The sequence below is a fragment of the Aerosakkonema sp. BLCC-F183 genome (assembly GCF_041929145.1).
Lineage (GTDB): Bacteria > Cyanobacteriota > Cyanobacteriia > Cyanobacteriales > Aerosakkonemataceae > Aerosakkonema.
In genome coordinates this window covers 46195-65379 of record NZ_JBHFNU010000015.1, presented here as the reverse complement: position 1 = coordinate 65379, position 19185 = coordinate 46195, and the positions used below count along the sequence as shown (strand labels likewise).

The following is a 19185-nucleotide window of genomic DNA, read 5'->3' as shown; positions in this document are numbered from 1 at the left end:
TTTCTACTCCGCAAATTTTAGATTTAAGATTTCAAATTTAAATAAGTCGAAATCTCAAATCTGCAATTTCAAATTCTTTTCGTCAATGATTGAATTATTGAGTTTAACCAACATGAATCATTCCATAAATAAGACCGCAGCTCGAAACGAAGCAGAAAACCGATCGCACCAAAACCAAAACGCGGCAGTCGGTTATCAGGGCCAAAGATGGTTGGTGGAAGAACGAGATGCTTGTGGCGTTGGCTTTATCGCCAATAAAGATGGCTTGAAAAGCCACGAGTTAATTGCCAAATCTTTGGCTGCTCTTACTTGTCTGGAACATAGAGGCGGTTGCAGCGCCGATCGAGATTCCGGAGATGGCGCTGGCTTAATGACGGGTATTCCTTGGGAATTATTGAGTCAGTGGTTTGCAGAAAATAAGTTGGAAATGCCATCCACAGATGGCATTGGCGTGGGTATGGTGTTTTTACCCCAAGATGCCACAAAAGCTGCTGGCGATCGCCAAGTTGTTGAGCGTATCTTAACCGAAGAGGGATTTGCTTTATTAGGTTGGCGGGAAGTACCCGTTAAGCCAGAATTGCTGGGAATTCAAGCACGAGAAAATCAACCTAAAATCGCACAATTATTGGTAAAAAGCGAACAACTGCGCGGGGATGCTTTAGAACGCGCCTTGTTTGTAGTTCGCAAGCGGATTGAAAAAACTTTAAAAGCAGACAACCTGGAAGGTCAAAAGCCTTCGGGAATCAGCACGGATTTCTATGTTTGCTCGTTCTCCAGTCGCACAATAGTTTACAAGGGTATGGTGCGATCGGCTGTGTTGGGAGATTTTTACGTCGATCTGAAAAATCCCGCTTACACGAGTAGTTTTGCAGTTTATCACCGTCGCTTCAGCACCAATACCATGCCCAAATGGCCTCTCGCGCAACCGATGCGCTTTTTGGGACACAATGGGGAAATCAATACCCTTCTGGGTAACATTAACTGGATGGTGGCGCGGGAAGCCGATTTATCTCACGAAATTTGGGGCGAAAGGTTAAATGACCTGAAGCCGATTGTCAATCCCGAAAATAGCGATTCGGCTAACTTGGATAACGTCCTAGAATTAATCGTGCAGTCCGGGCGCAGTCCTTTGGAAGGATTGATGATGATGGTGCCGGAAGCTTACAAAAACCAGCCAGATTTGGATAAATATCCCGAAATTGTCGATTTTTACGAATATTACAGCGGCATTCAGGAAGCTTGGGACGGCCCCGCCTTGCTGGTGTTCAGCGATGGTAAGAAAGTGGGCGCTACGCTCGATCGCAACGGTTTGCGTCCGGCGCGTTATTCGATTACCCGCGATGGCTATATTGTAGTGGCATCGGAAGCCGGTGTGGTGGATATCCCAGAAGCGGATATTGTCGAAAAAGGTCGCCTTGGCCCCGGTCAAGCGATCGCAGTTGATTTGGAAAGCCACGAAGTTCTCAAAAATTGGGAAATCAAACAGCGCGTTGCCTCATCAATACCTTATGGCGAATGGTTGAAATCCCGCGTTTCTCTGACTCCCCAATCTGCAAAAGAAACATCTTTATTAGATGCCGTTACTTTACTGCGCCATCAAACCGCCTTTGGCTACACCATTGAAGATGTGGAAATGATTATCGAGGAAATGGCATCTACAGCGAAGGAACCAACCTTCTGTATGGGGGATGACATTCCTTTGGCAGTGCTGTCCGTCAGGCCGCATTTGCTGTATGACTATTTCAAGCAGCGGTTTGCCCAAGTTACTAACCCGCCGATCGATCCCCTGCGGGAAAAACTGGTCATGTCTCTGAGTATGTATTTGGGCGAAAAGGGCAATTTGTTGCGAGCTGCCGCCGAATATGCCCACTTACTGAAGTTGGAATCGCCAATACTGAACGAGACAGAATTGGATGCGATTCGCGCCTCCGAATTTGCCACAGCCGACTTATCTACTTTATTTGAAATCGCGGCAGGGCCGGAAGGTTTAGCAGCCGCTGTCAAATCTTTGTGTGCCAAAGCAGCACAAGAAGTGCAAAATGGCAAGAAGATTTTAATATTGAGCGATAAATCTAGCAATCTGAATGCAGAACTGACGTATATTCCCCCTCTCCTGGCGGTGGGGGCAGTACACCACCACTTGATTCGCGAAGGTTTGCGGATGAAAGCCAGCTTAATAGTGGATACAGCGCAGTGCTGGAACACGCATCACTTTGCTTGTTTGATTGGCTACGGCGCAAGTGCAATCTGTCCCTACCTAGCTTTGGAAACAGTGCGGGCTTGGTGGCATAACCCCAAAACGCAAGGGATGATGGAACGGGGCAAAATTACCCAATCTACGTTAATCAAAGCAGAAGCAAACTATCGCAAAGCTGTAGAAGAGGGTCTGCTGAAAATTTTGTCGAAAATGGGGATATCTCTGCTATCAAGCTACCAGGGAGCGCAAATTTTTGAGGCGATCGGTATTGGTGCGGATTTGTTGCAGTTGGGTTTTAAAGGTACTGCTTCTCGGATCGGCGGTTTGAGTGTAGCGGAACTAGCTTCCGAGGTGCTGTCATTTCACTCCAAAGCTTTCCCAGAATTGACAATTAAGAAGTTAGAGAATTTCGGCTTTGTGCAGTACCGTCCCGGTGGAGAGTACCACATGAACAGCCCGGAAATGGCCAAGGCACTACATAAGGCTGTTGCTGCTTTCAAAGCAGAGGATTTAGAAAAATCGACAATCCAAAATCCAAAATCCAAAATCCAAAATTCCCCAGCGTCCGACCACTACGAAGTTTACCGCAAATATATGGAAGGGCGTCCGGTAACAGCACTGCGAGATTTGCTGGAATTTAAGAGCGATCGCGATCCGATACCTCTCGAACAAGTGGAGTCAGTCGAAGAAATTGCCAAACGCTTCTGTACGGGAGGAATGTCTCTGGGTGCTTTGTCGCCAGAAGCACACGAGGTACTGGCGATCGCGATGAACCGCATTAACGGTAAGTCGAATTCCGGTGAAGGTGGCGAAGACCCGGTGCGTTACAAAGTTCTGGATGATGTGGATGAGAAAGGCTTTTCTCCCACTTTGCCACACCTGAAAGGTCTGCGGAATGGCGATACAGCATCGAGTGCAATTAAGCAGGTAGCATCGGGTCGCTTTGGGGTGACGCCGGAGTACTTGATGAGCGCCAAGCAAATCGAAATTAAGATGGCGCAAGGCGCGAAGCCGGGTGAAGGGGGGCAACTGCCGGGTAAAAAGGTGAGCCCTTACATTGCTATGTTGCGGCGATCTAAACCTGGAGTGACCTTGATTTCCCCACCGCCGCACCACGATATTTACTCAATTGAAGATTTGGCGCAGTTGATTTTTGACTTGCACCAAATCAATCCGAAAGCGCCTGTATCTGTAAAACTGGTAGCAGAAATCGGCATCGGTACTGTAGCGGCTGGTGTGGCGAAGGCAAATGCCGATATTATCCAAATTTCCGGTCACGATGGCGGTACGGGAGCGTCACCGCTGAGTTCAATTAAGCACGCAGGTTCTCCGTGGGAACTCGGATTGACAGAAGTGCATCGCGTGCTGATGGAAAATCAATTGCGCGATCGCGTTATCCTCCGGGTAGATGGCGGCTTCAAGACCGGTTGGGATGTCGTGATGGGTGCCTTGATGGGCGGCGAAGAATACGGTTTCGGTTCGATCGCCATGATTGCAGAAGGCTGCATCATGGCTCGCATCTGCCACACAAATAACTGCCCCGTAGGAGTGGCGACGCAGCAAGAAGCGCTGCGGAAGCGGTTTACTGGTATACCGGAACACGTAGTCAACTTCTTCTACTTTGTGGCAGAAGAAGTGCGGAGTATTCTGGCGCATTTGGGATATCGATCGCTACAAGAAGTCATCGGACGTGCTGACTTACTCAAAACTAGAGATGGTATCCAGTTAACAAAGACCCAATCCCTCAATCTAGATTGTTTGCTCCAATTACCGGATACGCGATCCCATCGCGACTGGTTAAACCACGAACCCGTTCACAGCAATGGAGTTGTTTTAGATGACGAACTGTTGCAAAACGCAGAGATTCAAGCCGCTATCCGCAACCAAAGCAAAGTCGAGCATTCGCTGCCGGTGGTGAATACAGACCGCACCGTTGGAGCGAGATTAGCAGGTGCGATCGCTTCCCAATACGGCAATAATGGGTTTGGCGGTCAAATTACCCTCAACTTTGTCGGTTCTGTGGGGCAAAGCTTTGGCGCATTCAACTTGCCGAACATAACTTTGCGCTTGGAAGGCGAAGCGAATGATTATGTAGGCAAAGGTATGCACGGAGGCGAAATTATCATCCAGCCACCAGCAGATGCTACCTATGACCCATCCCAAGCAGCGATCGTCGGTAACGTCTGTATGTACGGTGCAACTGGCGGCACATTGTTTGCCAAAGGTCAAGCCGGCGAACGCTTTGCAGTGAGGAACTCCGCAGGCAAAGCAGTCATTGAAGGTGCCGGCGACCACTGCTCCGAGTACATGACTGGCGGCATTGTGGTAGTCTTGGGCAAAGTCGGTCGCAATGTGGGCGCTGGGATGACGGGCGGTTTGGCTTACTTCCTCGATGAAGATGGCAGTTTCGCGCAAAAAGTCAACCCCGAAATTGTCAAGTTTCAACGGGTGATATCGCCTGTGGGAGAAGCGCAATTGCAGGAACTGATCCAAGCTCATGCCGATCGCACTGGTAGCCAAAAAGCTATGACAATTCTGGAGAACTGGACAGAATATTTACCCAAATTCTGGCAAGTTGTGCCTCCTTCAGAAGCCGATTCTCCAGAAGTAAATCCATCTGTTGACAGCATTGAAAGTTTGAAGGTTTGATTGCCAACGTAGAAGTCGGATTTGTTCAACAAATCCCACTTCTCAAAAAATGTCAAACCATCAAATCTAATTCCGATCGTTTATTGGGCTCTCCCGTTTTGTGGTGATAATAGAAACTTATTTAATCGGAGGGTGGATTGGGCACGGGCAATAATTTCAATTGTGACGCTCGCTCGTTCATTTCTTGAGCTTTCATTTCCAACAGTTGTGGTACAGTGACAAACTCAAAACCTTGCTGTTTTAACTTATCAATTATTTCCGGTAAAGCTTTCACGGTCGCCGAATGATTGCCGCCACCATCGTGCAATAATACAATATCGCCGGATTTCGCTTTACGAAGTACATTTTTGACTAATTTGTAGGCAGGAAGTGGGCGATAGTCCATCGGGTCATTTGACCATTTGACGATGGCATAGTTTTTTTCCTTAGCATAATCCGCCGGCCCATTGTTTAACAGACCGCCAGGAGGACGAAATAAAAATGTTTTTACTCCTGTTGTTTTGTAAATCAGTTCTGCCGTGTCTTCTATTTCTTTAGCTGCTTGACTGGGCTTCATTTTTCGATAAGAATGACTCCAGGTGTGGTTAGCGATCGCGTGTCCTTGGGCTACTACTTGTTGGGCTATCTGTGGAAAATTTTTGACGCAACGACCGACCCAAAAAAAAGTTGCTTTGATATTGTTTTTGTTTAAAATTTCGAGAACTTGCAAAGTCGTTTTAGGCCAAGGGCCATCATCAAATGTGAGGGCAATCACTTTCTTTTCACCCAGAATTGGCATTTTTTCAAGCGTTTTCCCTTGAAACTGGGTAGGAACTCTAAAAATTTTGCCTTCTTCGTCTGCTGGAGGTATTCCCTCGTTGTCGGAGGGAAGAGACTCTGCTTCTACCGGAACGTGAGGTTGAACGATCGGATATTGTAGGTTTTGGGTTACGTTTTGTTGCCGAACAACTTCTGTATCTAACTTTTGCGCTTGAGTTATTGGTAATGGCCCAGACGCGGCAGCAGATATAACTACAGTGTCACGAGAACCTTGTTTTACAAACAAATTAAGACCGATCGCCAAACTACAAACAGCCGCTACTAGGGTAATGAACACCAAAACCTTTTTAAACATACGGTTAGACTCGATCGCACGCATTATGTCTAGTTGGACTCCTGTACGATATACTCAAAAATTCGGCGCAGCTTTCCATATTGCTCCTTATAAATGCCAAATTTTTAGATGTCATCGTTTGCAAATATTCTAAGCCAATCTATAAGCTGAAATTTTACGGGGGCGAGTCTGGAAGCGCATCGAAGTTATAGTTGCCAAAAATTAACTGCTGATGGCTGATTACCTGAATTTCGAGGTATTAACCATTAGCAGTTACGATAGCTCTAGGTTTTGAATTAATTAGCCAAAGTCGAGCTTTGTCCTTCCACTTTCTCCCGGTAGAGGGTAATAATGCGATCGGTAACTTCAGCGATACTAAGACCATCAGTTTGGATTTCAATGGCATCAGGTGCTTTTCGTAACGGCGCTACATTACGGTTGCTATCTTTCCAATCCCGTTCGGAAAGGTTCTGCTGCATCTGTTCCAAACTCAGGTCTGCCTCACCTTGATTTTTGAGATCTTTTTGACGGCGACGGGCGCGTTCTTGCACTGAGGCAGTTAAGAAGATTTTGAGTTCGGCATCGGGGAAAACGTGGGTACCTATGTCGCGACCTTCAATAACAATACCTCCTTTCTCACCCCAGCGCTGTTGTTGTTTGACTAGCTCTTGGCGGACGATCGTTTGGGCAGCGATCGCAGAAACGTGAGAGGTTATTTCTAGGCTGCGTATGGCTTGGGTTACTTCTTGGCCATCGATCCATACGCGAATAGGAGCTTGAGGTTCATCCCCCATACCCAATTGAATATCGCACTTACTGACAATTTCGGCGATGGCTGGTTCATCTTCTATAGAAATACCAGATTCCAGCACCAGCCAGGTCACTGCTCGATACATAGCGCCCGTATCCAGGTATAGCAGCTGCAAAGCCTGCGCTACCTGACGGGCCACGGTAGATTTTCCCGCCCCCGCAGGGCCATCGATTGCCACAATCGGCTGACGGTTTCTCAGAATAATGTTGTCAATGAGGCGGGTAGTGCCCAACCTTGCAGCGAGGGCCAAAAGTCCAACCTCCTCAATTTGTTGTAAAGGCATCAGCGTCGTCGGATCTACTAACTCAATATATTCGGGCTCAATCGCTTGAACCGTTGCCAATTCTAGCTTAGTTACAGCCATCAAACGAGCGCTCGATCGCTCGCCTGCTTGAAAAGCAAATTCCGCTTGTCGTAAACTGCGATACAAAACTGATGCTTGTTCTTTTTCCTCTGCGGTTAAATACTGATTGCGGGAGCTTTTCGCCAATCCCGACGACTCGCGCACTGTCGGACAGGACACAATCTCTACTGGTATATTCAGATCGACTACTAAACGTCGAATAATAGCAAGCTGCTGAGCATCCTTCTGGCCGAAATACGCCCTTGTGGGCTGTATCAAGTTCAACAACTTGGTCACAATTGTGGCAACGCCTTGAAAGTGACCGATGCGAGAACGTCCGCACAAGACCGATGTCATTGATTGTGGCGGAAAAACTATGGTTGTGGCGGATTCAAGCGCGGTTGAGAGTCCCAGCTCTGTCGCACTGGGGGAAAAAATAAGATTTACCCCAGCCTCTTGACAAAGTTGTCGATCTTGCTCTAAGTGACGGGGATATTTTTGAAAATCTTCTGTTGGGCCAAATTGTAACGGATTGACAAATAAGCTGACTATCACAAAGTCATTTTGTTGTCGAGCGCGTTCGATGAGTGCCAGATGACCGGAATGCAAAGCTCCCATAGTAGGAACCAAGCCGACTTCTGGTTCGATCGGGCTTTGTTCGAGCTGCCACAGACGCAGATAGCAGCGCAGGGCAGCAACTGTCGTACATAAGTACACGAGTAATCCCAGGTTTCCACGCAACTCTCAGGATAGTAGTTTATAGCGAAGCGCGAAGGAAACTTCGCAAATTTCAGATTTCAAATCTCAAATTGCTTTGTTTGCGTAAATCTGAAATCTGAAATCTGAAATCTGAAATTAATTTTGCTCTACAGCTACAGTTTGGGATTTGCCGAGAACTTCTAAGCTCACTGGAGCTACCCCTGTTTGCATCATTCCCAAAACCCTTGCTGCTGCTGCTGAAAGGTCAATAATCCGCCTTCCTGCATAAGGGCCGCGATCGTTAATTCGCACCACAACAGAAAGACCGTTGTTAAGGTTTGTTACTCGTACTTGTGTTCCAAAAGGCAATGTGCGATGGGCAGCAGTTAGAGCATTTTGATTGTAAATCTCTCCGTTAGCACTCCGTCTACCGTGAAAGCCGGGGCCATACCAGGAAGCCAAACCTCTGAGGCGGGATAAAACGGGAGCTGTAGTCAAGGCTATTTGGATTGGTTTTGCTGTGGGTCTGCCCGCAATATCTCTTAAGGGTGGGGCGTTGCCGATCAGTCGTCGGAGGCGATTGGTTACTTGGAGTGCATCTTGGGCTAGGTTATTTGTGCTGTCTGGAAGCCTGGTGTCTGCATCTATCTGGACTAATTGTTCCTCATTTACTTTGATGATGTAGCTTTCACCAATTTGTCTATCACGAGTCGCAGACTGAAATTCTTGCTGTGAGTTACGTCTTGTTCTGGAAGAGGGTAGACTTGTTGAGACAGTATTGGCCTCACCATTCCAGACAACTGCGATCGTATTGGCATCTACGTTGTCGCGATTTAGCTGGTTTAGCTTTGCTGCTAATACACTAGCCCGCCAAACCGGATCGCGCTCAGACTGCCCGGGTCGCCTCTGTTGGCTGAAATTTTGCCCTTGGTTGGCAAAAGATCTCGGTTCGACAACTTCGGCTTCATTTTCAGCACTAAGAGTGTCTTTGCCATCTCCAGCTTTCCCGACTTTAATATCGCCGATGCTATCTGAAGCCGAACCAATAAAGGTGATAACTGGAATATTCCGCAGGTAAAGGGTTGCAGCCTGACGCCCTGCCCACAGATGAGGTTCGACTTTGGCGATCGGATCTGCTTGTGTCTCGTTACCCTGGCGCGATCGATACTCGCCCACTTTGACTGTATCTACAGACTGTGCATTTGCCAAGGGCGCAGGTAGAGCCGTATCTGGCGAGTGACGCTTATTTTCTGGGATATCGGTCTGGCCATTATGCTCGGACTGCGATCCCACCTTTACTCCATATACTGACCGAGTACTCTCCTGGGGTGAAGCTGAGGTAGAAGCTCTCAAATGGCTTGCTTTGGTTTCTTGTTCCCGTGCGTTGGGAGCTTGTGCTTGACAGGATGATATTGTACTCAACCCAGTTGTGAGCAAGGTGACTATAAGGCTACTGCAAAGTTTTACATTCATAGGCTTGTCTGGAATCGAGGTTGAGATTGCTACTGATGTTGCCTTGTCAGGCACGGGGTAGCACCCGTCGGTAGAATTTCCCTCTTAACTCGTACTCGTTCCGTGTTTATTTCTTGAACTTGTAACTGCAACAGACTACCACGAAGTTTTGTGTTTGGGGATCGGGGTTGTTCTGTAGTCAGCCCAACTTTATGGAAAATTTAAAAATTAACTGCGATGAAAAACAAGTCATGACAAGGATTGCGGTTGATTTTGTGATTTTAAACACAAAATAAAACTTAATAAAAAATTTACATACGACCGAAACACTTTATGTGTGGTCACTTGGCACAATTTATCTGCTCTTGTTTGTTATTTTCATACTTTTGATAGATGCGAAAAAACTTAATTTTTACATTTGTATGCTATTGAGTGACATTTTTGCTAATGGCAGGGGCGCGATTGCCAAGGCCGGGTAAAATACATCGTGCAGTTATATGCAGTTAAGCAAGTTGCGTGCGTACCTGTCGTCAGGCTCGATCTGCCTAAAGTACACGCACTCGCGTTGCAGGTGGAGTTTTAGTGATGGATTATCGAGAAGCAGGTGTTGATGTTGAAGCGGGTCGTGCTTTTGTGGAGGGAATACGCAATCTGGTACACCGTACTCATCGATCGGAAGTGATTGGTGGGTTGGGTGGTTTTAGTGGTTACTTCCGGTTACCGACAGGGTTTAAAGAGCCTGTTTTGGTTTCGGGTACGGATGGTGTTGGCACAAAGCTCAAGATAGCGCAAGACCTTAACTGTCATGAAACGATCGGTATCGATCTGGTGGCAATGTGTGTTAACGATGTTCTGACTTCCGGTGCAGAACCTTTGTTTTTTTTAGATTATTTGGCTACGGGTCAGCTGGATCGATCGCAACTGACTCAGGTGATTGCGGGGATTACGGAGGGCTGTCAGTTGGCCGGTTGTACGCTGTTGGGTGGAGAAACGGCGGAAATGCCGGGATTTTATGGGGCGGGAGTATACGATTTGGCTGGTTTTTGTGTGGGGATTGTGGAAAGAAGCCAGCTGCTTGATGGAGAGCAGGTTAAAGTTGGGGATATTGCGATCGGCTTAGCTTCTGCGGGCGTTCACAGCAACGGTTATAGTTTGGTTCGCAAAATTGTCGAGCGTCATAATTTTAATTGGAGCGATACGCCTCCACAGTTGTCCGGCCAGAGTTTGGGAGATGTTCTGCTTGCCCCGACTCGCATCTATGTTAAGCCGGTTCTAGCAGCACGAGCAGCTGGAATTCAAATACATGGTATGGCGCACGTAACTGGGGGGGGATTGCCAGAAAATTTACCTCGCTGCTTGGGAAAAGGCCAATCTATTCGTATTGATTTTGGCTCTTGGCCGATTTTACCGATTTTCGATTGGTTAGCTGTGTCAGGTGAAGTCAGTCCAAAAGCTATGTTCGATACATTCAACATGGGAATTGGATATATGTTGCTAGTATCGCCAGAACAGGCGGAGCAGACAATTAGCTGGTTTGAGTCCCATAATATTGCTGCCTATGCGATCGGCGAGGTGATTGCTGGAGATGGTGGTACGATCGGCCTACCCCAGTGACTTAGCCAAACTATCAGCCAACTATATCAGCCAACTATACGCTGGGCGTATAGTTGGGATTTTTTAGGGTTTTGTTAAAGGCGGTACCCAGATTTGAACTGGGGGATGGAGGTTTTGCAGACCTCTGCCTTACCACTTGGCTATACCGCCGAAAATTTAGATTTTAAATATAACACACTTAGCATCTGTTTGAAACTGGTTTGTCGAACGATCGTCTTAGTCTTTTCTTTCTGATGGAGTAGTATAAATCTGCTTGACGATAGTTTAGCAATGCTGAGATATCGCGTGACTGCGATTAAATGTAAATAAATGTAACGATTGTGCCGTCAAAACAGCTTAATGCCTTGACAGCTAGAAATCTAACCGATAGGCTAATAAACATACCCGGGTAGAACGACTGATGAGTCATATGCAAGATAAACAAAAGGTTACGTTGTATCTTTCACCAGAGCTGCATCGTCAACTCAAAATTCGAGCCGCAATTGACTCAGAACCGATGTCATCTATTGCTGAACGAGCCATTATTTTCTACCTAGCTCATCCAGAGATAACAGAGGAGATAGAGGCATCGTATGGGCAAACTCATCGGCTCTACAGTTGTCCGGAGTGTAAGGGTTCCGTTGTGATCCAACAGGGAGAATTAGTTTCCCTTAGTAAACAGCCAGGTGTACTGCCAGAAGAAGATCTTTCGGTTGAGAAGGTGACAGTAACTAAAGGAACCGATCAACAGGGAGAGCAAGAGTTGGTGCCCTGCTAAAGTCGCAAAACTGCAAAAGCAAAAACTGCAAAAGCAATTAGCGACAATAATGCCCAAGCATTAGCAGGCAACTACTTTAGAAGAATCTGGTAAGGTCTGCACCGTCTCTATTCGGTCGATAGTAGGTCGTGGAGAAATGAAAGAAGAACTAAGCGTTCTCGTTCAAGCTCAATACCCTCTGATCTACCTCGTTACTTCCGAGGAAGAGCGGGCAGAGCAGGCAATCGCAACAATCGCTCAAATGAAACCCGCACGACGGGTATATGTCTGGACAGTGACTCAAGGTATGTCAGAATACGGTCACCCTCGAACTATCCAGCACAATACCGTCTCGCCACAAGCAGCGATTGAGTGGGCGATGAATAGACAGCGAGACCCACAGCGAGATTCTAGTATTTTCATCTTCAAAGATCTGCATCCATTTTTTAACGATCCTCAGACTACGCGGTGGCTCAGGGATGCGATCGCCAGCTTTAAAGGCACCCAAAAAAGCATCATCTTGATGTCACCGGTGCAAACTATTCCGATAGAGCTGGAGAAGGAAGTTGTAGTTCTGGACTTCGCACTGCCGGACATGGCTGAGCTGAATCAGGTGTTGACGCAGCAGTTAGATCCAGCTCGTGCTCGCAGGCTGACGACGGAAGCACGGGAAAAACTTCTGAGAGCAGCTCTGGGACTGACAAGAGATGAAGCCGAAAAGGTGTACCGTAAAGCCCAAGTGACAAACGGTCGCCTCACAGAGGCAGAAGTAGACATTGTACTCTCCGAGAAGAGACAGTTGATTCGTCGCAACGGTATTCTAGAGTACATTGAGGAAGACGAAACAATTGATGCGGTGGGTGGTTTGGAAGAGCTAAAAAAATGGCTCAAACAACGCTCCAACGCCTTTACAGAAAGAGCTAGAGAATATGGACTACCCCAGCCCAAGGGTATGCTGATCTTAGGTGTACCGGGTTGCGGCAAGTCCCTAATTGCAAAAACAACATCTCGTCTTTGGGGTTTGCCACTGCTGCGACTGGACATGGGCCGTGTGTACGACGGCTCGATGGTGGGTCGCTCAGAAGCCAATCTGAGAAATGCGCTGAAAACAGCCGAATCTATTTCGCCAGTTATTCTATTTATCGACGAGTTAGATAAAGCTTTTGCAGGTAGTGCAGGCTCATCGGACTCAGATGGAGGTACCTCTAGCCGGATATTTGGCTCCTTCCTCACATGGATGCAAGAGAAAAGCTCCCCAGTCTTTGTGATGGCGACGGCAAATCGAGTAGAACGCTTACCTGGGGAATTTTTGAGGAAGGGTCGCTTTGATGAAATTTTCTTTGTAGATTTGCCAACTCTAGAAGAACGCCAAGAGATATTTAAGATTCACTTATCTAAGCGCCGTCGAGAAGTGTCTCGCTTTGACTTGGAACAACTGGGTAAAGTGTCTGATGGCTTCTCTGGCGCGGAAATTGAGCAGGCACTGGTAGCAGCGATGTACGAAGCCTTTGCTCAAGATCGAGAATTCACGCAGCTAGATATCATTGCCGCGATTAAAGCGACACAACCGCTGTCGAGAACAATGACGGAACAGGTTACGGCCTTGCGAGATTGGGCCAGACAGCGTGCGCGGCCTGCTGCATCCTCCGTAGCTGAATATCAGCGAATGGAGTTTTAAAAGCTTTCTCCTGCTCCCAACAGGAGGAAAGGCTAGCCTTAGCTAGCAGTTTAAGTAAATGCCGCTAAAAGCTTTCTTGGGCGGCAAGATCCGAACAAAACCAAAAACACAAAACCAAAAACGTTGTCGTTTGTTTCTAACTTCTCTAGGAGGAAATCCCAATGTCTCACTTTAGCACTCTGCGGACCAAAATCACCGATGCCGAAATCCTCAAGACTTCTCTGCGCGACCTGGGTATCACGGTGAAGAGCAATGCTGATGTTCGTGGATACAATGGTCAACGGGTTCGAGCTGACTTGGTTGCAGTTTTGGAAGGCGAATACGATTTGGGTTGGTCTCGCAATAGCGATGGCACTTTCGACCTGATTGCTGACCTGTGGGGTGTTGCTAAGAAGCACAACCAAACCGAGCTGATCAACTCTATCAATCAGAAGTACGCTGTTAATAAGACTTTGGCAGAAGTGAAGCAGCGCGGTCTGCAAAACGCCAATGTGAAGTTGGTAGTGCAAAAATAATTGCTCTGCGCGTTCCCAAGCTCACGGGTTAACCGACGGGAGGTTGGCCCGTTTCTATTCCACTTTATCCTGTCAAACCCCTTTAGCAGAAAGGGGAACTAATGAGCCAAAAATTATCTACCCTTGTAGACATAAAAAGAGGTCAGCTCCTAAAGCTGGCCTTTTTCAGTTTGGAGGGTGCGTCAGATGTGTTACATATCTATAAAATTAGCATTTTGTGGGTATGACGCACCGTCCTAAATTTAAGAGGCAAGTGCTGCAACTGGTTGAGGCCAGCGTCCAACTGCCTTACCGATGACAGCCATTTCTTGCATCAAGCGATCGAATCTTTCTGGTGTGAGAGATTGCGGGCCATCAGACAAAGCTTTGGCTGGGTTGGGGTGTACTTCAATCATCAGCGAGTCCGCTCCTGCCGCGATCGCTGCCATTGCCATCGAAGGTACGTATTCAGCTCGTCCGGTACCGTGGCTGGGGTCGATCATAATGGGCAAATGGGTAAGTGTACGCAATACGGGTACTACCGCCAAATCTAGGGTGTTGCGTGCGTACTGGCGATCGAACGTGCGAATACCCCGCTCGCACAAAATCACATTTGGGTTCCCAGCAGCTAAGATATATTCGGCTGCCATCAACCAATCTTCTATTGTAGCTGCCATTCCCCGTTTTAGCAAGACTGGCTTTGGTTGCGCCCCCACTTTTTTGAGCAGTGAGAAATTCTGCATATTGCGGGCACCGATTTGAATGACATCCGCATATTCGCCGAGAACATCCAAGTCGGCAGCATCCATCAATTCGGTTATAATACCGAGACCGGTGGCTTGTCGTGCTGCCGCTAACAATTCCAAAGCACTCTCGCCGTGACCTTGGAAAGCATAAGGGGAAGTGCGAGGCTTGTAAGCACCTCCACGCAAGAACTGCGCCCCTGCTGCTTTTACCCGTCGCGCTGTTTCGACAATCATTTGTTCGTTCTCAACGGAACAAGGCCCAGCGGTGACGACGAGAGGATGGTGCTGACCAAAAGCTACAGGCCCGTTGGGAGTGGGAACTACTACTTCGGAGGCTTCGCCGTGACGGAACTCCAAGCTGGCGCGTTTAAAGGGCTGTTCTACCCGCAGCACTTGTTCTATCCAGGGGCTGATTTCTTGAATTTGCAGTGGGTCGAGGTCGGCGGTATCGCCAACTAACCCGATCACTACTTTATGCTTCCCGACAATTTTTTCTGGTGTCAGTCCCCAGGTTGTGAGATCTTGGCTAACACGAGCAATCTCGACTTCTGGGGAGCCGATTTTCATGACCACGATCATATTGAAAATCCTTTTTTAAGTTTCTTGGGTGCAGAATCGGTAATAGCTAACCTATAGGCTCTCATATCAAACTCGATCGAGCCAACCTGGTGTTGCGTTTTCGGCATAGCCAGCTTGCTTGCTGTGATGGTAGTATGCCGCAAGTTTTTAGTTTTTTTGCTTACCCGATCGCCATGCCGCCGTCATTCGTCCCCAGTTGACGGTAAATTGTTCCCATCCTAATATGCTGCCTGGTGTTTCTTCTTCCCAGGATGCGGAAAGGACACCATAGCTCAACCCCAAGACACCCAGACCGAAAAAGCCCATGCTGGTCAACACTACGACCGGGGTCGGTAGTGTGAACCAAGCATGACTGACCACGATATAGCTGAGAATAAAGGTGGATATGCCCAGGGAGGTGGGAATGCCGCAAAAAAAGGCCATTCGCTTTACCATGCGCTGGCTCACTGCCTCTGGAATCGCTGTGTTTTCTTTGCTGACCGATCGCGGTTTGTCTTCTGTTTTCGCCGCAATCGGTGTCGCAGATGAGGTTTTGGTCGCTTTTTTGCTATTTTTCTTGGGCTCGAAGGGTAAGCGTTTTTTACCGGATGAGGACTCCTGTTGAGGTTCTGATGGCATAACGTTTAACCGCGAATGCCCAGGCGACCGATTAACGCTTGATAGCGCTCGACATTTTGTTTGGAAATATAGGAAAGTAGGCGCTTGCGTTGTCCGATCAGTTTTAACAAGCCTCGCCGAGAAGCGTGGTCTTTGTCATTGGCTTTGAGGTGTTCGCTGAGGCGGTTGATCCGATCGGTCAGGATGGCTATTTGCACGTCTGTCGATCCGGTGTCGGTTTCGTGTACTTGGTATTCGGTGATGAGCTGTTGTTTGCGCTCTTGCGTGAGGGCCATGATGAACTTGTTTGTTATTTATGCAGCAGCCTTTGATTTTATCACAAGTGTCTGGGGAGTGGGGGAGTGGGAGAGTGGGGGAGTGGGGGAATTAATATTTTTCTTTCTTCGTTTTCTGTCGTTCGCGCAAAGGGACATTAGTTTAAGGCATATATAATATTTTGTTTTATTTGTGTTGGCGATATTTTATTTTTTCAATTTTATCTCTTTCAGTAAAGAAAAGGTTCTGCAAATAATTCTCAATTAATTAACGTATTTACTTCGTTTGAAGTCTGTGGTAAATTTAAATAATCTCAGGCATGGTATGACTTTTAATCAAAATTCATCTGATTTAGAAGCTGAAAGCCTATTAATTGCGTTGATGATTGGTCATAAGATGTGGCGATCGCACCCAAAACTCTCCTTCTCGATGCACGAGTTTTCCTGGGAAACAGTCATAAAAATCTGACTGAGTTTGACAAATAGATAAAATTGTGGTATAGGAGCAAAGATAGTTATTTATGGCTTTCCCCAATGGCCGATGCGAAATGATAAAATCTACTTTAAATAAAATGAAAAATATATGGAAACGGAAAAGCTAAATCATTATAAACAATATGGCAAATCTATAGGGGAAACAGTAGAATCGCTCTCCCAAAGCTTGTCGCTACCAGAGTGGGTGACAGCAAGTTTACCGAATGCGCTGTCGCGGTTGGGGGAGGCGGCGAAAAAAACAGTCGATCGCGCTACATCGCCAGTGAAAATTGGCGTGATGGGAGAATTTAATGCCGGGAAAACTTTGCTCTTGGGTAGTTTGATCGGGTACGGGGACGCACTACCGGTGAGTGCTAATCCGACGACGGGTAATGTCACCGCTATCCACTTGATTCAGCAAGAAGGTTTCCAAACGACGCGGGTAGAAGAATTTGCAGTTGAATATCTTTCGGATGCGGAAGTGAAAGAATGTTTGGACTTCATGTTGAAAGAAGCGCAGAAGAGAGCGACGGATGCGAGAATAAATTCAGAACAGTTAAAAGCACTGCAAAGGTTGAACGTTAACGATATCGGCATTTGGCAAGATACAATTAATTGGTGCGAGACGGTTTGGAAAAGTAGCAATAATTTGGATTTGCGTTATTTGTTGCGCGAATTAATCTTGTTCGTGCGAACTTATGAAAGATGGGGAATATTGCTCGGTAAGCAATATTCGCAAATCGATCCGATCGTCGCTCGTCAAGGACTGCAATTAGCAGATGCAGAAATGGATATCCAAAATCTTAGATTTGAGGATATCCCATTGCCAGCACCTGGAAAATCGCACCAAGTTTCGGTGGAATCATTGCAAAACAGCTTTCCCCTGATTCGGCGCGTGAATCTGAAAGTGAGAGTATCGAGAGATATTTGGGATTTGTCTGGTTTAGCAGGTGCAGAAGAATTTATTTTACTTGATTTTCCCGGACTGGGTGCGGCGAATTCGGGGGTGCGCGATACTTTCTTATCGCTGCGAGAACTGGAAGAAGTACAAACAATTTTGATTATATTAAAAGGTAACGAACCGGGTGGTGCAACTGCAAATAAAATTTTCACGATGATGCAGCAGCAGAAACCGGGGGTTAATCTGAAAGAGCGCATTTTGCTAGGCGTGGGAAGGTTCGATCAACTACCTTTGGAAAATGAGGGAGGGGAAAGGATCTTAGATGAGATGATTGAGGAAAATGCGATCGATGATATTTTGCCGTTTGAGGATGAACCGCTGAGCGAAAATAGCGTTTTGGAAAAACTGAAAGTGTTGAAAACGACTATCGCCAGCGCTCAAGCATTTACTACGGAAAAAAATCGCATTTTTCTGCTATCGCCGCTGTGGGGATTGGGAGATTTAGCCAAGAATTCCAGTAATGTGCAAGTAGGTTCGCCAGAGTTTATGGCTAACTTAGATTATCTCTTCGATCGCGGGGATAAGTCCAGACAATTGCGCGAAAAATGGCAGAGGTTAAGTGAAAAGCTGCAAAGGTCCGATCGCAGAAGTACGCTCGCCAGACAATTAGGCGATTTAGCTGAAAATGGTGGTATCGTGAGACTGCGAGAATCGATCTTAAATCATGTCAAAGAACATGGTTTCAAACAACTGTTAGATGATACGCGCAGTGCAGCCGAAATTTTACATAAACAACAGGATGAGTTGCGTCATCTTTTAGAAGGTATTGAGCATGATATTCCGATACCGGAAAACAAGAATTTTGTCAAATTGCGAGAAGCGATCGAAAGTTTAGTCAAAACCTATAATGAGTTTCAACAAGATTTGGGTAAAAAAAGTTTGCAGGATCGGCAGGGGGTGCAGGTAAGCGAGGTTATTAAAGATGAGCTAATATTTCGGATATTTAGCTGGCCGCATTGGAATTTGCTGTTTCAGCAAGCAGATGATGGTATCATTAAATTGCCAGAATCTACAAATATAGTAGATGAGATTTTGGGAGATTTGGAAGCGGGAGACGATACGCGCATCCCCGTGCAAAGCGAAGATTTTTATCCGGAATTTGCCGAAATGGTGGGAGAAATGGAAGTTTTCACCCGCGAGACGATCGCCAATCCCCAAAATGGTGCGATCGCGCTATTGCTAAACGAACTTTCCGTCAAAGTGCAGAACGAGCGAAATGCGATCGCAGAAATTTTGCTTACAGATAAAATAGAAGAAATCAAACAAAAAAATAGAGAAAATGTGCGATCGCTTCAAATCCTAGTACGCGGCGGTACAGAACCAAAAACTTGGCTGAATGGATTGCTGAAACAAGCGAAATTAACCGAAAACTCTGAGACGAAGATTAAACCAGAAAAATTATTTCCCTTAGCGCGTGCAAACAATAATAAAAATGGCTTAACTTTCGCTTGGGGACAAACGGGAAGCAAAACCGATCGCACACCTGCGAACAATCAAATTTTAGTATTGCGACTGCGAGACGAAATGGTGGCTAGTGCGGGTTTGCATCTGGTAGAATTTGCCAGCGAGGTAAATCAGAAATTTGACAACAGCTTGCGAGAATTTCTGAAAGGAATTATTAGCGATTTGCAAAAGTTACTTCAGAATGAAGTGTTGTTGAGAGATATTACCGCAGAAGATATGGTCAATCGATCGGTTCCTCAATGGTGGCAGAGTTTGTGGCAAATTACCGAAATTACTTATCCTGGAGGATAACTTATTTGAAATTTTAAATCAGCAATTCAGAA

At 46.6% G+C, this 19185-nt stretch carries 13 protein-coding genes and 1 tRNA gene; 7 read left to right on the top strand and 7 right to left on the bottom strand.

Features of this window, described 5'->3' with window-relative positions; translation table 11 throughout:
• The first annotated feature begins 112 nt into the window (after nt 1-112).
• Nucleotides 113-4846, top strand: coding sequence for a glutamate synthase-related protein (locus tag ACE1CD_RS02540; RefSeq protein ID WP_374821372.1), 4734 nt, complete (start codon nt 113-115; stop codon nt 4844-4846).
• 121 nt (nt 4847-4967) lie between these two features.
• Here the strand turns inward: ACE1CD_RS02540 and ACE1CD_RS02535 are convergent, their stop codons facing one another.
• From ACE1CD_RS02535 to ACE1CD_RS02525, 3 genes are all read right to left on the bottom strand, one after another.
• Complete coding sequence (locus tag ACE1CD_RS02535) at nt 4968-5960, bottom strand: polysaccharide deacetylase family protein (RefSeq protein ID WP_374789476.1); 993 nt, start codon at nt 5958-5960, stop codon at nt 4968-4970.
• 275 nt (nt 5961-6235) lie between these two features.
• A complete protein-coding gene (locus tag ACE1CD_RS02530) occupies nt 6236-7810 on the bottom strand; it encodes a bifunctional pantoate--beta-alanine ligase/(d)CMP kinase (RefSeq protein WP_374821369.1) in 1575 nt (524 codons plus the stop codon).
• Between the two features lie 138 nt (nt 7811-7948).
• On the bottom strand, nt 7949-9265 hold the full coding sequence (locus ACE1CD_RS02525; protein WP_374821367.1) for a septal ring lytic transglycosylase RlpA family protein: 1317 nt from the start codon (nt 9263-9265) through the stop codon (nt 7949-7951).
• A 564-nt stretch (nt 9266-9829) separates the two neighbouring features.
• On the opposite strand from ACE1CD_RS02525, the gene purM reads away from it, so the two are divergent.
• On the top strand, nt 9830-10858 hold the full coding sequence (gene purM, locus ACE1CD_RS02520; RefSeq protein ID WP_374789482.1) for a phosphoribosylformylglycinamidine cyclo-ligase: 1029 nt from the start codon (nt 9830-9832) through the stop codon (nt 10856-10858).
• A 78-nt stretch (nt 10859-10936) separates the two neighbouring features.
• On the opposite strand, the gene ACE1CD_RS02515 is transcribed toward purM, so the two are convergent.
• Nucleotides 10937-11008, bottom strand: a tRNA-Cys gene (locus ACE1CD_RS02515).
• Between the two features lie 259 nt (nt 11009-11267).
• On the opposite strand from ACE1CD_RS02515, the gene ACE1CD_RS02510 reads away from it, so the two are divergent.
• From ACE1CD_RS02510 to ACE1CD_RS02500, 3 genes are all read left to right on the top strand, one after another.
• A complete protein-coding gene (locus ACE1CD_RS02510; protein ID WP_374789561.1) occupies nt 11268-11615 on the top strand; it encodes a hypothetical protein in 348 nt (115 codons plus the stop codon).
• Nucleotides 11616-11751: 136 nt separating this feature from the next.
• Nucleotides 11752-13272, top strand: coding sequence for an AAA family ATPase (locus tag ACE1CD_RS02505; RefSeq protein WP_374789484.1), 1521 nt, complete (start codon nt 11752-11754; stop codon nt 13270-13272).
• Between the two features lie 161 nt (nt 13273-13433).
• On the top strand, nt 13434-13787 hold the full coding sequence (locus ACE1CD_RS02500; protein WP_190469362.1) for a DUF1257 domain-containing protein: 354 nt from the start codon (nt 13434-13436) through the stop codon (nt 13785-13787).
• Nucleotides 13788-14029: 242 nt separating this feature from the next.
• Here ACE1CD_RS02500 and aroF read toward each other — a convergent pair whose 3' ends face one another.
• The 3 genes from aroF to rpsO form a co-directional block, all read right to left on the bottom strand.
• Nucleotides 14030-15091, bottom strand: coding sequence for a 3-deoxy-7-phosphoheptulonate synthase (gene aroF / locus ACE1CD_RS02495; protein ID WP_374789486.1), 1062 nt, complete (start codon nt 15089-15091; stop codon nt 14030-14032).
• 147 nt (nt 15092-15238) lie between these two features.
• Nucleotides 15239-15709, bottom strand: a complete 471-nt coding sequence (locus ACE1CD_RS02490) for a PAM68 family protein (RefSeq protein WP_374789488.1) — start codon at nt 15707-15709, stop codon at nt 15239-15241.
• 5 nt (nt 15710-15714) lie between these two features.
• The gene (rpsO, locus tag ACE1CD_RS02485) at nt 15715-15984 is read right to left on the bottom strand and encodes a 30S ribosomal protein S15 (RefSeq protein ID WP_190469353.1); all 270 of its coding nucleotides are present in this window, start codon (nt 15982-15984) and stop codon (nt 15715-15717) included.
• 304 nt (nt 15985-16288) lie between these two features.
• Here rpsO and ACE1CD_RS02480 point away from each other — a divergent pair, with 304 nt between their 5' ends.
• The gene (locus tag ACE1CD_RS02480; protein ID WP_374789489.1) at nt 16289-16432 is read left to right on the top strand and encodes a hypothetical protein; all 144 of its coding nucleotides are present in this window, start codon (nt 16289-16291) and stop codon (nt 16430-16432) included.
• Between the two features lie 114 nt (nt 16433-16546).
• The gene (locus ACE1CD_RS02475) at nt 16547-19153 is read left to right on the top strand and encodes a dynamin family protein (RefSeq protein WP_374821365.1); all 2607 of its coding nucleotides are present in this window, start codon (nt 16547-16549) and stop codon (nt 19151-19153) included.
• Nucleotides 19154-19185: the final 32 nt, after the last annotated feature.